The organism is Eubacterium sp. BL-380-WT-2B, from assembly GCF_009696115.1.
Lineage (GTDB): Bacteria > Bacillota > Clostridia > Eubacteriales > Eubacteriaceae > Eubacterium > Eubacterium callanderi.
Genome location: NZ_VUMP01000010.1, coordinates 14,926 through 28,373 on the forward strand (window position 1 = coordinate 14,926; position 13,448 = coordinate 28,373).

Genomic DNA, 13,448 nt, shown 5'->3' on the forward strand with positions numbered 1-13,448 from the left:
TACTTTTGGTCCTATAGACGAAGAGCACACCCATGAATTTCTCCACAGGATTTAAACAACAACTAAAATTTCATTATTAAAACATTACTCATCTATTTATACAGACAAGACCATCAACCAGCCTTTTCATAAAAAGCGCCATAAAAACTTTTACCAATATTTCTGGCAGTGTTCAGGGCTGTGCTGCCCTTATGACCTTCCTTACACCGGAAGTTTTTTCCGCCGTAAAAGTTTTGGCTTGGCGGTTGATATTCGGCATTGTATTTATAGATCACGCTGCCGCAATGGTAGCATTCTTTTTTGGCATTCCCCACACTGTTAAAGGTGACGACAATGCCGGCCTGCCAGGCTTTGTAACTGGTGTAACGGATGATCCGACGACCGATGAAGTCCATGACGTTTGTCTTAAGGTATGGCAGTGTGCCTTTGGCGAAGCTATTGCTGTAGCCGGGCATGACAATGAGTTTGGCGCTCTGACGGACGGCGTAGTCAACGATTTTCCTTGAGACTTCATGGGCATAGTGGTCGGTGACGCGGGTGATTTTTTGATAATATTTTGCGTTGGGGCGGCCATTCACATTCTCTGGTGCGCTGCTGCGTTTGGTATATCCCAGAAGCTGCTTCCTACGGTGTGCCAGTTCTTTTCCGCCCTTGATGAAATAAGGGTGGCTGGCGCGACCGTCAGCTTGTATGGTGGTACAAACGGCAAGGCTGTCGGAGGTGGTGAGTGCCACAGCGACAAAACTTTCGTGCTGTTTTACGCGCGCTTTAGCGGTTCTGCCATCCTCCACGATCTCCTTGACGGGGATATGGAGCATGACTTTTTTCTTCTTGATGACAACAGTCGGACTCATGAGCTCGGCATTTTCAGGAAAAGGTCTGCCGGTATACCGGTGCTTAACCCAGGCCCAGGCTCTGCCAGTGTAGAGCTTGAGCAGAATGCTTTTCTCGTCAAAGTCCTTATACATGCCTTTGTAGTAGAGCATGGACATGTGCAGGCGCTTTGGCGGGCTTGGCTTTTCATTTTTAATTTGTTTTTCTGCCCAGGTTTTTAGCTTGCCCATATAACTTCTGTACATACTGATGGCTGCGTTGATGGCAGCACGTCTAAAATACAGGGGTATTTTTTCAAAGGGCAGCGGTATTTCTGGCTTGGTGCCATCACGCTGTTTTATTGTCTGCAGCTCTAAATAACGCAGTAAATTCTGATTGGAAAGTTCGAGGGTTTCGGGCTGCTTCTCGAGCAGTTTATAGTAGAATGCCAGAACAGCGTCAAAGAGAGACTGGGTTTGCTTAAACCAGTCTAAATGCTTGTAATTCAGCTGTATTTTGTACGTCGTAATGGCGTATCCGGCTTTCATTTTTAACTCCTCTGTTCTTCGCAGACTATTCATGGTCTGCGAGCAGTTGCCTGAAAAACCAGAGGATATGAGAGCTTTAGACAATCCTGACCATTTTTCTGACCAGAGTGGTTAAGAAAGAAATTTTAAAACTAAAAGAAAAAATCAAGTAAATCAGCCATTTTTCGTATGTTTTTGACCAGACTTCAGACCAAATTCACTCTTATATAATTAGGAAGATTTGTTTGACGAAAATTTGATTTATTGGTAAAATATAGTTGTAAATTGCCTTTGAAGAAAAATATTTAATTTTTTATAAAAAAGTTGATGCTTTTTTCATTAGGCAATGTTATAATAGGTAACGCAGTTAAATTATAAAAGAATTTGGAAGTCAAAAAGACTCGCAGACCATGAATAGTCTACGAGTCTTTTTCAATTGGTTCCCAGCACACCAACCCCATTAAAAATATATCTACAAACGTTAAAAACGCCCGCTGCCTTCACAGCAGCGGGCGTTTTTTATCTTATTTTTTCTTTGTGTTTTCCGCTACCCTGAACTGGACAATCGCTGCGATCAGATCCTTTGGTAAGGGTTTGTCCAGCGGAAACTGGATCGCTCCCTTGGAATGCCGGTAGTCCTTCAGCTCTTTCTCAAAGTGCTCTATCCCGCTGGGTGTGGGATAAAAGCCAAGGTGCGCTTTGTTCATGGCAAAGTGCACCAGGTTACCGTTCAGGAAAAAAGTAGGCATATTCCAGCTGATTTTTTCACTGGCCTCTGGCGCGTTCTCTCTGATGAGCGCGCGGATTTCCTCCAGCTTTTTTCGCTTATCACCTGTAAACTGGTCGATGTAGCCATCTATTGCGTTCATTGTTTTATCCTCCGGTTTGGCATTATTTAATGCCTCTATTATACCCCGGAGCGCTCGTTTTTAAAACACATCAGATATCAGGGATAAACGCCGATTCCCATGGAAGCGCTTTTCTTTTGGCCTTTCCGGAAAGCGGCAGAGCCCATACTTCTGTATGCACTTTAGCAGCCTGGCCGCCTCGGCGGGGGCCATGTCGCACAGCGGCAGACGGCAGCCTCCCACATCCAGCCCCATAAAGTTCAAGGCCTGCTTGACCGGAATGGGATTGATGTCTGAAAACAGCGCCTCTGCCAGCTCCAGATAGTAAAGCTGGAAATAACGGCTTTTACCCACATTACCCTCAAAATAGCTGGCGCAGATCTGATGAACCTGGCCGGGGATCAGGTTGGACAGCACCGAGATGACGCCCGCAGCCCCCAGCGCCAGCGCCGGGACAATCTGGTCGTCATTGCCGGAATAAATGTCCAGGGCATCGCCGCACTCAGCAGCGATCTGCGCCATCTGGCTGAAATTGCCGCTGGCTTCTTTGACCGCGGCAATGTTGTCAATCTCAGACAAACGCTTATAGGTATCCACAGCGATATTGACGCCAGTGCGGGAGGGCACATTGTAGAGAATGATGGGCAGTCCGGTAGCCGCGGCCCCTGCCTTAAAATGCTCGTAAAGTCCCTGCTGTGACGCCTTGTTGTAGTAGGGTGTTACCGAAAGCAGAGCATCGGCTCCGAGCTTTTCCATTTTGCCGGCCAGCTCCACGCTGTGGGCAGTATTGTTGCTGCCCATATTGGCAATGACAGGGATATGCCCTCTTACCGCCTTAACGGTAAATGCCGTCAGTTCAAGCAGTTCCCTTTCCGAAAGAGACGCGGACTCACCCGTGGTGCCGCCGATAACCACCGCGTCGGCATGGTGCTTAAGCTGGTAGTCGATCAGTCCTGACAGGGTCTCGTAGGAAATGGACCCGTCGGGCTTCATCGGGGTTACCAGCGCGGTGGCTGCCCCCTTAAAAATTTTAGCTTTCATGATTTTTCCTCTTATCGTCCACTGGGCTATATTGCCGAAGCATGGTCTGCGGAACAGCGTTTCAGCTGTTCACGGCTCTGGTTTCCACTCAGCCTTGCGTAGACGCGGCCCAGGTGATAAAGCTTTTCGGCCTTGCGTGACAGGGTAAGGTTGTCGGCATCGTTTCCGGTCGCGGCCACGAAAAGCTTAATATTGTCAACCCCTAAAGAACGAAGCGCTGCCAGATCCTGGCCATCGCCCAGGAACTCTGTTCCCAGAAAATGCCGGTCAATCCTTTCAAAGGCGTGGTAATCCTTGTCCATGATCACAACCTTATAGCCTTTGTCCGATAAAGACATTGCCAGGCGGGCGCCCATCTGGCTGCACCCCACAATGACAGCTGTTTTCTTCACGCTTGTTTTCAACTTGATACTTCCTCACTTTGATAAGATTTTTGTTGTTTCTTATTATAGGGTCTTCTCTGTAAAGATGGGATTAAAATCTGGGGCGCCGCATTAAAAAGTTCTAAAAAGAAAAGGAACCGTCAGTTGCGCTTGACGGTTCCTTCTCTCAGGTAAAATTTGTCATACGATTTTATCAGAAGCCTAAGAGTGGGCCTCCGAAGAATACTACGATGCCGATAATCACGACATACACCGCGCAGAACTTCATGGTCGAGGTTAGGATCTTGCCCTCCTGACCAATTAACCCAGTGGCCGCTGTAGCAACAGCGATACTCTGGGGTGAAATCATTTTTCCGGCTGTGGCGCCAGCCATATTGGCTGCCGCGATCCAGAATGGGTCTGCCCCAATGGAACCCGCAGCCTGTACCTGCAGCTCGCCGAAAAGGACATTGGCTGAGGTATCACTCCCTGTCACAAAGGTACCGAGCGCACCGATGATGGGCGCGATAAGGGGATAAAAACTGCCTGTCACGGCCACCAGTACCATGGCGATGGAAGTAATCATTCCGCTGTAGCCCATAACCTTGGCCAGGCCTACAATGGAACAAACTGTGATTGCTGTCTTTCCCATCTGCTTGATGGTTTTACCAAACACAACGGAAATTTCTCTGAATTTTAACCCCTGCAGCAGGCCGCCCAGATAGGTGGCGAGGATGATCAGGGTTCCCGGACAGGCGATCCATGCAAAGGTGTAGGGCTTCGCGCCCTCTCCGGTATAAATGGGGATTGAAGTTTTAATGCTGCCCAGCGGCTCACTGATAAACGGGAACAGCGATGAGCAGAGAATGATAAAAACAAAAACCAGAATAAAGGGCAGCCAGGCCATGAAGGCAGTTTTCAGGGGGACCTTCACAGCCCCGGCAGCTTCTTCTCTGTTATAGAATTTTTTGGCGACCAGTACGGTCACGCCCATACAGATCAGCGATCCCACAATGGCAGGAAGCTCTGCTCCAAGGAACTTCGCCACAAAAATCTGAGGAACCGCAAAGGACAGGCCGGAGATCAGCGTGATGCCGAACACACCCTTAATGGCCTTGAATCCCCCGCCGGTAAGCATGACCAGCACAAACGGGATGATGAGTATGAGCACAAAAAGCTGAATGGAAACCGTATAGGACAGCTGCATAACGTTCAGGTCTGTTACCTGGGCCAGCGTGGTGACTGGCAGGCCGATGGCCCCAAAGGCAGTCGGCGTGGTATTCGCAATCAGGCACATGACCGCTGCCGAGACCGGGTTAAAGCCAAGGGATGCCATAATGCCGGCAGGGATGGCCACCGCAGTGCCAAAGCCTGCAATGGCTTCCAGAAAGCCGCCGAAGCCCCAGGCCAGTATGAGTACGAGGATGCGTTTATCTGAGGATACGCCGGTCATCATGTTTTTAATGGTTTCCATACTTCCCGAATAAGTGGTAAGGTTGTAGGTAAACACCGCCGCAATGATGATGTAGACAATGGGCCAAAGCCCCATGACGATGCCCTCAAGGGCACCGGTAAAGCTGTCAAGCGCCGGCATTTTCCAGACAATTATACTGAGAACCAGAGTGATCACCAGGGCCACGGGACAGGCCTTATGCCCTGGTATTTTCATCACACCCAGTGAAACAATTAACCAAATGATGGGGATGAGCGCCAATATGAAAAGAACATAAATGTTGTCCATCTCCATACCCCCTTACATCTGGCAGACTTTTTTAGGGTTCAGAATATTCTTCGGGTCAAAGGCATGCTTGATGCCGTCCATCAGACCCATTTCATATTCGCCATAATCGTTAAAGAGGTATTTTCGTTTGGCATAGCCGATGCCGTGCTCGCCCGAGACAAGCCCGTCAAACTCAAGGGATTTAGCATAGAGCTTATCCATGGCAGTATCCAGCATTTCTTCCCATTCCTTCTGGCCCAGCTCATCACGGCAGATGTAGAGGTGCAGGTTGCCGTCGCCGGCATGGCCAAAGCTCGGGATTCGGATATTCAGTTCCTTTTCAAGGTCGTGGGTGTAGTTGATAAATTCTGCCACACGGTTTCTCGGAACCACCACGTCACATTCGTCCATTTCAGTGGTAGATGCCTTGATGGCTTCCAGGAAAGCGCCGCGGGCGCTCCAGACAGAGTCCTTACGCTCGTCAGTATCGACAATATATACATCCTTTGCCCCTTCACTCAGACAGAGGTCTGCCACCACTTCGTACTCTGCTTCCACCTGTTCTTTGGTGTTGCCGTCAAAAGTAAGCAGGATGTAGGCATTGCTCTTGGTATCCGGGAATTTCTTGCCCAGGAAGTCTTCGGCAAAGAGAATGGTCTGGCGTTCCATGAACTCAATGGCTGTTGGAATAGCCTTGGATTTGATGATCTTTGGCACTACGGCAGCCGCTTCTGTAAAGGTATCGAAGGGCACCAGAAGGCTCAGGGTTTTTTTAGGCAGGGGCAGCAGCTTGAGCACAGCCCTGGTAATCACACACAGGGTTCCCTCAGAGCCGATGACCAGATCCTTCAAGCTGTAGCCAGAGCTGTTTTTAACAATCTTGCCGCCAAGCTCCAGCACTTCCCCATTTGGCATGACCACCGTAAGCCCGCGGACATAATCACGGGTGACGCCGTATTTTACCGCGCGCATACCGCCGGCGTTGGTGGAGATATTGCCCGCGATGGTCGCTGATTTTTCACCTGGGTCCGGTGGGTAGAACAGGTCGTTTTCTTCCACAAATTTGGAAAGCTCCATGAGCAGAACGCCGGGTTCGACGGTCACTGTCAGGTTTTCAGTATCCAGCTCAAGGATATGGTTCATCAGTGTGGTTTCCAGCATGATGCCGCCATAGATCGGCACGCACGCGCCCACCAGACCAGTGCCGGAGCCTCTGACCACCACAGGAATATTCTGTTCATAAGCATATTTCATGATGGCGGAAACCTCCTCGGTGGAGAGCACGCGCATCAGCACTTCCGGATAATTGGCGACAGTGCCCAGCTCGTCATGGCTGTAATCCTCAGAGATTTCATCCCCTACCAGGATGCGGTCCGCGTCCACCAGGGTTCTTAAATATTCAACGTCCTTTTCATCAACTTTTTTGTAATCCATGGTTATACAGCCTCACTTTCCAGGGTTTCGTTCACATTTTTATTGTTTCGTATTTCTTCCATCAGCTCAGGGATGACTTCGTACAAATCCCCGACAATACCACAGTGGGCAATATTAAAGATGGATGCGTTCTTATCATTATTAATGGCCACAATGTATTCGGAGTTCTGCATACCAGCGGCGAACTGGACTGAGCCGGACACACCCACTGCGATAATCAGCTTAGGCTTAACGGTACGACCGCTCAGGCCGATCTGCAGGCGCGGGTCAAACCAGCCGTTTTCAATGTTCGGGCGGGTACAGGCCATTTTCGCGCCGATGGCGTCAGCGAATTCCTGCACCATCGGCAGGTCTTTTTCACTCTTGACCCCACGGCCAACCGCGACGATGACATCGGCCTCGGAGATGTCAAAGCCTTTTTCCTTCTTGATGATTTCAAGAACCTCGATGGCTGAGGCAAAACGTTTTTCTTCTAATGCCATATTCACAATCTCACCCTTGGCCTCTTCAGAGCGTTCTGGCGCTGAGAAAATCTTGTAGCGCACTGTGCAGAACTGCGGGCGGTTGTTTTCGGTGACGATCTGAGCCATGATGTTCCCGCCGAAAGCAGGTCTTATCTGGACCAAATCGGTATTTTCCTTCATTTCCAGGATGGTACAGTCTGCGGTTAAGCCCGTGCGGAAGCGGGCCGCGACACGCGGGGCCAGCGAACGGCCAACGTTGGTAGCGCCCACCAGGATGGAGGATGGGTTTTCCTTGCGGATGAAGTCCTCAAAAGCATTGGTGTACGGCTCGATGGAAAAATGGGCCAGCCGGGCGTCGTCGTACACAAAAACCTTATCAACACCATAGTGTAACAGCTCTTTGGCCTTTTCACCGATATTATGGCCGATGAACAGGGCATATACCGGATGGTCGATGACAGAAGCCAGCTCCTTGGCTTTTCCGATCAGCTCCAGGGTTACCGGATGAATCTTGCCTTCCACATGATCTACATAGACGGTGACGCCGCGGTATTTGCTTTTGTCAATCTCTTCCTTTTCATCCTCTTCCAGCTCTACATAGCCTTCAGGGCCTTTTTTCAGGCACAGCTTACACATTTTACAGGCAGCGCTTACTTCCATCTTGTTATTTTCAAAAGTAAAGGCGCCGAAGGGACAGATTTCATTAAACTGATCAAAAATCTCCTGTCCGCAGTTTTCATTGATTACTTTAATTCCAGCCATTTTATCTCTCCCCTTTTATACGTATTTCTTTTCAGCCAAAATGCCATACAGCGCCTTGGCAACTTCTTTTCCAGCACCCTCATAGGTTGTTTTTTCCACATTGCTTTCCGGTGGGAAAATCCGTTCAACCTGGGTGGCGGAGCCGTTTAAGCCATAGTTCTTTTCATCGGTGTCATACATATCTTTAAGGGTCAGAACCTTGATTTCCTGTGTTTTTTCAAGATCAAGCTTGCGCTTGTAGGAGGGCAGTCTTGGTGTATAAATGTCTTTGTCAACGGTGATCAGGCAAGGATACGGCACATGCTGGATCTCAACCGTGTCCTCCATGTTCATCTGAACCGTCAGGCCCTTTTCATCGGCCTGTAGTATTTTACCAACGTTGGTAACATGCGGGATGCTCAGGAACTCAGCCATTTCCGGGCCAACCTGTGCAGTGTCGCCATCCGTTGTCTGCTTACCGCAGATGATCAGGTCAAAATCGCCCAGCTTCTTGGCTCCCTGGGCCAGTGTATAGCTGGTGGCTACCACATCGGCGCCGCCGAATTTACGGTCTGACAAGAGGCAGCCGTCATCGGCGCCCATGTAGAAGGATTCATAAATCACTTCTTTTGTCTGCATGGGTCCCATGGACAATGTGGTGATTGTCCCCCCAAGGTCTTCACGCAGACGCAGCGCTGTTTCCAAAGCGTACAAATCATAGGGATTCATTTTTGATTCAATACCATCACGGATTAATACACCTGTTTCCGGATCGACTTCGACATTGGAAGTGCCCGGCACCTGTTTGATACACACTAAAGTTTTCATAATGACTCTTTAATTACTCCTTTTTAAACTTTCAATGGTAAGTGGTCTGACCACTTAAGTTGATTTCATTATAGGATCTTTGTAAAGGAATGTCAAGACTTTTTTACTCGTTTTCATGTTTATTTTTTAACAATCTTTTGTTTTTACGAAATAAAATCACAAAAATCCGCATGATTTAGCCGTTTTCAGGCATTTTTATTTTCTTTTAATATTTGTAAAATAATTGCTCCTATGATAGAATAAATTGATAAACTTAGGAGAATGAATGATGTATACTGAGATACCACAGAAAAAAATATATTTGCAGATTTTAGAGCAGATAAAAAATAACATCGTCACAAAGCAGTTAAAAAGTGGCGACCGCCTCCCCTCCGAACGCCAGCTGTCCGAACAGCTGGGTGTTTCCCGCGCAACTGTGCGGGAGGCCATCCGCGCTCTGGAAATGATCGGCCTGGTACACTGCCGCCAGGGCGAGGGCAACTTTATCACCGAGGATTTTGACAACACCCTCACCCAGCCCTTATCCATTATGTTCTGGCTGAACGACGGAAAGGTCACAGAAATCCACGAGCTCAGGCGCTCTCTGGAAACCGAGGCTGCCAAGCTGGCTGCCCTCCACGCCACCAAGGAGGATATCCTGCGCCTGGAGGAAATCTGCGCTGCCATCGAGAGTGAGCCAAACGAAGCTAAAAGCGCTGAGCTGGATAAAAAGCTCCATGACTCCATTGCACTGTACTCCCGCAACAAGCTCATCAAAGATGTCTTAAACTCAGCCTCTACCCTGATCGAAGAGCTGATCAAGGACATGCGCACCCTTATCCTCATGGAGGAAGTGAGCGCCTCGGCCATCAACAAACAGCACCGCGACATCGTCGCCAGTATCCGTAAGCACGACCCTGATGCCGCCGCCCGCGCCATGCTCACCCATATGAGCTTTATTGAGGATTTTGTGACCGAGGTGCAAAAAGCCATCGACATTAAGAATACAGAGGAAGACTAAAAAAACAAGGTACGTCGTTTCGACGTACCTTGTTTTTTACCATTCGATCCGTTCCACCGGCATGGGCTCAGCATTCAGATACATGTCCTCAACCTTGCCGTTCTTCATCTTAATAACCCGGTCTGCCATGGGGGTGATGGCCTGATTATGTGTAATAAGGGCAACGGTCATTTTTTCCCGCCGGCAGGTATCCTGCAAAAGCTTCAGAATATTTTTACCAGTGTTGTAATCCAGGGCTCCGGTGGGTTCATCACAGAGCAGCAGCTTTGGCCGCTTTGCCAGCGCCCTCGCAATGGCCACACGCTGCTGTTCCCCGCCGGACAGCTGAGATGGAAAATTATCCATACGGTCCTCAAGCCCAACACTCGCCAGCGTTTCCCGCGCGTCCATTGGGTCCTTGCAGATCTGGGTTGCCAGCTCAACATTTTCCACAGCCGTCAGATTCTGGATCAGGTTATAAAACTGAAAGACAAAGCCGGTATCATAGCGCCTGTAGGTTGCCAGCTCTCTGGCGCTCAGCGATGAGACCTCCTTATCGCCCACAAACACCTGGCCCTCGTCACACCCGGACATACCGCCCAATATGTTGAGCACGGTTGTCTTTCCGGCGCCGCTGGGACCAACCACAATAGCGAACTCCCCCTCCTCGATGCCAAAGGAAATGCCATTGGCAGCGTTGATGGTCACCTCGCCCATTTTATAGCGTTTATATACATCGTTAAATTCGACAAATTTTCTCATTTATTCTACCCCTTATCGCTGTTTTCCTTATTATACAAAAACAACCTGAATTAAAACCATATACAAAACGGTTCCCACACCAATGCTGATAAGATTATTCCGCTTCCAGACATGCAGCGCCACCACGGCTGCCATGGCAATAAACTCGGGCAGTCCGAAGGGCCACACGTTCAGGGTGACGTTGCGGTAACAGTATACCACCAGAATCGCAATGACTGCCGGCGGCAGAATCCTGCCAAGGTACAGCACCCACTCCGGCGGGTCCTTACGCCCAAAAAGCGCAAAGGGCAGCACTCTGGTGATAAAGGTGCAGACTGCCACCACCGCCACGATCAAAAAAGCCTGTGAGGTTCCAATCATTGCACATCCTCCTGTTCTTTATCTGCCTTATCGGCTTCCTCTGTTACATCCAGCCGCGCCTTGAGCAGCATCAGCAAAAGCACTGAGCTCAAAAGAGAAGGCAGAATAAAATTGCCGGGGCCAAAGATCAAAAGGCAGATAATCCCAGCTGCCAGGCCGACCAGGGCCGGGAGATGGTTTCTCGCCTCCAGCCACTGCTCAACAAAAATAACAATGAACAGGGCGGTCATGGCAAAGTCGATCCCTGTGGTGTCAAAGGTGATGAGCGCGCCAGCCACCGAGCCCAGCACACTGCCGATAATCCAGTAAATCTGGTCCATCAGAGCGATGGCCATGTAATACCGCTTTTCATCCACCCCCTCCGGTGTCTTTGCCGAACAAAGCAGCGAATAGGTTTCGTCGGTCAGTGAAAAGATCATGTACAGGCGTTTTTTCCCCATTTCCTTAAACTTCTGAATAAAGGACAGCCCGTAAAAGGAATGGCGGATATTGATGGCAAAAGTCATCATGGCCATGGTGAACAGGCTCAGACCGCCGTCAAAAAAGGTTACCAGTACAAACTGCATGGAGCCCGCGTATACCACCGTGCTGATGAGCGCTGCCCACAGCACGCCGTAGCCGGCCTTACTTAAAAGCAGACCAAAGGCAATGCCGGTAAACAGATAGCCAAACAGGACAGGAAGGGTGGTGACAAAGGCGCTTTCAAGTGTTTTTTTCATATGCCCTCCGCATTTTTCAGGATAGAGAAAAACAACGAGACCCTCAGGCCCCGTTGCTCAGATGTTTTTATAAAGCTGCAACAACGTCTGCGGCGCTGTCCAGCCAGTTTCCCTTAAAGTCTTCGATTTTTCCGGCATCCACCAGTGAGGCGGTTTCCGGGTCGATTGGCAGCTTGGCCAGAACCTTCAGGCCCTTTTCCGCTGCGACTTCGTCAATATGGCTTTCGCCAAAAACAGCAATCTTTTTACCACAGTCCGGGCATTCCACATAGCTCATGTTTTCAACAACGCCTAAAATAGGAATGTCCATCATGTTTGCCATGTTTACAGCCTTTTCAACGATCATGGATACCAGCTCCTGCGGAGAGGTCACAATGATGATTCCATTGATGGGCAGTGACTGAAATACCGTGAGCGGCACATCGCCTGTTCCTGGCGGCATATCCACAAACAGATAATCTTCGTATTCCCAGATAACATCACTCCAGAACTGCTTTACCGCGCCGGCGATTACCGGGCCTCTCCAAACAACAGGATCGGTGTCGTTTTCCAAAAGCAGGTTCATAGACATTAAATCAATGCCGGTTTTTGTCTTAACCGGATAAATACCCTTGTCGCTCCCCTGGGCCTTCTGGGTAATTCCAAAAGCCTTGGGAATGGACGGGCCTGTGATATCGGCGTCCAGAATACCGGTGGACAGGCCTCTGCGTCTGAGCAGTACCGCCATTGTGGAGGTTACGAGGGATTTACCAACGCCCCCCTTACCGCTGACAACGCCGATTACTTTTTTAACCTGACTCCAGGGATGCGCCTTGACTGAAAAGTCCGGTGCCCCGCCTTCGCGGTCAGCACAGTCTGATCCGCAGGTGCTGCAGTCATGGGTGCAGTTTTCTTCATCAACCATTTCATTCACTCCTTCAAACAAAATCTTATAAAATGACATCGCCGTCAGAAAGAGCTTCCTGACGGCAATGGTTAAACTCATTTGAGCCTTATTATAACATATCTTTCAGGTTTTGTTAACTACTTTTTGGGCATTTGCCCAAATCAATGTAAAGAACGGCTTCCTTCCGGGCCGATATAAAGAACGGTTGGCAGAAGGTTCAGCACATTGGCAGCTTATTTCTTTTTGCGGACACCAACAGCATCATAGGGCGCCGCATTTCATCCTTCATACCCGATAAATCAAGCATTTCCGCCGAAGGCTGGGGTTCGACAATGTGCTGCAGCTCAAAACCATTTCGCAGCAATGTATCAAGATAGGTGGTGAGTGTCCGATGGTATTTGGTCACCTCTTCCCCCAGAAAAACAGCCTTCCTCTTACCTTCATAATAATAATTGTCTACCGGAAAATGTAAAATTTCACCCGCGTCATCATAATACCAGTCCTGTGTGCCGTAAGCGGTAAACACCGGGTGCTCCACCGAAAAGATAAAATCGCCGCCCGGGGCCGTAAAACGGCTTATTTTCTCCGCCAGCGCAGAAAAATCCTGTATATAATGAAACGCCAGCGAGCTGAGCACCACATCAAAGGAGTTTTCTGCAAAATCCAGATCCTCCATAGCACACTGTCTGTAGCAGATTCGCTCGTGGCTGTTCTTTTCCCTAGCTGTATTCAGCATCTTCTCAGAAATGTCCACGCCCATCACGCTGGCCGCGCCGTGCTCTGCGGCATACAGACAGTGCCAGCCATAGCCACAGCCTAAGTCCAGCACGCGCTTATCCTTAAAATCCGGCAAAAGCTTTTGCAGCTCAGACCATTCCCCTGCGCCTGCCAAGCCCTGACGGGAGCGGTTCATTTCGCTGTATTTTTTAAAAAACACATCATCATCGTATTTATTTTCTTTCAT

The 13,448-nt window shown here is 49.3% G+C and carries 14 protein-coding genes; 1 reads left to right on the top strand and 13 read right to left on the bottom strand.

What is annotated here, in order from left to right; genetic code table 11:
* Nucleotides 1-113 precede the first annotated feature (113 nt).
* The 8 genes from FYJ53_RS18670 to lctB all read right to left on the bottom strand — a co-directional run bounded on the left by FYJ53_RS18670 (nucleotide 114) and on the right by lctB (nucleotide 8,778).
* The gene (locus FYJ53_RS18670; RefSeq protein WP_154557619.1) at nucleotides 114-1,361 is read right to left on the bottom strand and encodes a hypothetical protein; all 1,248 of its coding nucleotides are present in this window, start codon (nucleotides 1,359-1,361) and stop codon (nucleotides 114-116) included.
* Nucleotides 1,362-1,864: 503 nt separating this feature from the next.
* Nucleotides 1,865-2,209 (bottom strand): iron chaperone, encoded by a 345-nt coding sequence (locus tag FYJ53_RS18675; protein ID WP_038352358.1) that lies wholly within the window; start codon nucleotides 2,207-2,209, stop codon nucleotides 1,865-1,867.
* 60 nt (nucleotides 2,210-2,269) lie between these two features.
* Nucleotides 2,270-3,229 carry a 4-hydroxy-tetrahydrodipicolinate synthase gene (gene dapA / locus FYJ53_RS18680; protein WP_038352357.1) on the bottom strand — a complete coding sequence of 320 codons (960 nt, stop codon included), beginning with the start codon at nucleotides 3,227-3,229 and terminating at the stop codon, nucleotides 2,270-2,272.
* A gap of 26 nt (nucleotides 3,230-3,255) precedes the next feature.
* On the bottom strand, nucleotides 3,256-3,633 hold the full coding sequence (locus FYJ53_RS18685; RefSeq protein ID WP_013380259.1) for a TrkA family potassium uptake protein: 378 nt from the start codon (nucleotides 3,631-3,633) through the stop codon (nucleotides 3,256-3,258).
* A gap of 172 nt (nucleotides 3,634-3,805) precedes the next feature.
* A complete protein-coding gene (locus tag FYJ53_RS18690; protein WP_038352356.1) occupies nucleotides 3,806-5,332 on the bottom strand; it encodes an L-lactate permease in 1,527 nt (508 codons plus the stop codon).
* Between the two features lie 12 nt (nucleotides 5,333-5,344).
* Nucleotides 5,345-6,745: a lactate dehydrogenase subunit LctD gene (gene lctD, locus FYJ53_RS18695; protein WP_013380257.1), complete on the bottom strand. Its 1,401-nt coding sequence runs from the start codon at nucleotides 6,743-6,745 to the stop codon at nucleotides 5,345-5,347.
* Between the two features lie 2 nt (nucleotides 6,746-6,747).
* Nucleotides 6,748-7,971: a lactate dehydrogenase subunit LctC gene (gene lctC, locus FYJ53_RS18700; protein ID WP_038352355.1), complete on the bottom strand. Its 1,224-nt coding sequence runs from the start codon at nucleotides 7,969-7,971 to the stop codon at nucleotides 6,748-6,750.
* Nucleotides 7,972-7,986: 15 nt separating this feature from the next.
* The gene (gene lctB / locus FYJ53_RS18705; RefSeq protein ID WP_013380255.1) at nucleotides 7,987-8,778 is read right to left on the bottom strand and encodes a lactate dehydrogenase subunit LctB; all 792 of its coding nucleotides are present in this window, start codon (nucleotides 8,776-8,778) and stop codon (nucleotides 7,987-7,989) included.
* 265 nt (nucleotides 8,779-9,043) lie between these two features.
* On the opposite strand from lctB, the gene FYJ53_RS18710 reads away from it, so the two are divergent.
* Nucleotides 9,044-9,778 carry a FadR/GntR family transcriptional regulator gene (locus FYJ53_RS18710; protein WP_013380254.1) on the top strand — a complete coding sequence of 245 codons (735 nt, stop codon included), beginning with the start codon at nucleotides 9,044-9,046 and terminating at the stop codon, nucleotides 9,776-9,778.
* A gap of 36 nt (nucleotides 9,779-9,814) precedes the next feature.
* Here the strand turns inward: FYJ53_RS18710 and FYJ53_RS18715 are convergent, their stop codons facing one another.
* The 5 genes from FYJ53_RS18715 to FYJ53_RS18735 all read right to left on the bottom strand — a co-directional run bounded on the left by FYJ53_RS18715 (nucleotide 9,815) and on the right by FYJ53_RS18735 (nucleotide 13,448).
* Nucleotides 9,815-10,519 carry an ABC transporter ATP-binding protein gene (locus FYJ53_RS18715; protein ID WP_013380253.1) on the bottom strand — a complete coding sequence of 235 codons (705 nt, stop codon included), beginning with the start codon at nucleotides 10,517-10,519 and terminating at the stop codon, nucleotides 9,815-9,817.
* Nucleotides 10,520-10,549: 30 nt separating this feature from the next.
* On the bottom strand, nucleotides 10,550-10,879 hold the full coding sequence (locus tag FYJ53_RS18720) for a branched-chain amino acid transporter permease (RefSeq protein WP_090415064.1): 330 nt from the start codon (nucleotides 10,877-10,879) through the stop codon (nucleotides 10,550-10,552).
* On the bottom strand, nucleotides 10,876-11,598 hold the full coding sequence (locus FYJ53_RS18725) for an AzlC family ABC transporter permease (protein WP_013380251.1): 723 nt from the start codon (nucleotides 11,596-11,598) through the stop codon (nucleotides 10,876-10,878). Before FYJ53_RS18725 ends, FYJ53_RS18720 begins: the two co-directional genes overlap by 4 nt.
* A 67-nt stretch (nucleotides 11,599-11,665) precedes the next feature.
* Nucleotides 11,666-12,502 carry an Mrp/NBP35 family ATP-binding protein gene (locus FYJ53_RS18730; RefSeq protein WP_133966047.1) on the bottom strand — a complete coding sequence of 279 codons (837 nt, stop codon included), beginning with the start codon at nucleotides 12,500-12,502 and terminating at the stop codon, nucleotides 11,666-11,668.
* Nucleotides 12,503-12,701: 199 nt separating this feature from the next.
* Entirely contained in the window at nucleotides 12,702-13,448 is a 747-nt protein-coding gene (locus tag FYJ53_RS18735; protein WP_154557620.1) for a bifunctional 2-polyprenyl-6-hydroxyphenol methylase/3-demethylubiquinol 3-O-methyltransferase UbiG, read from the bottom strand.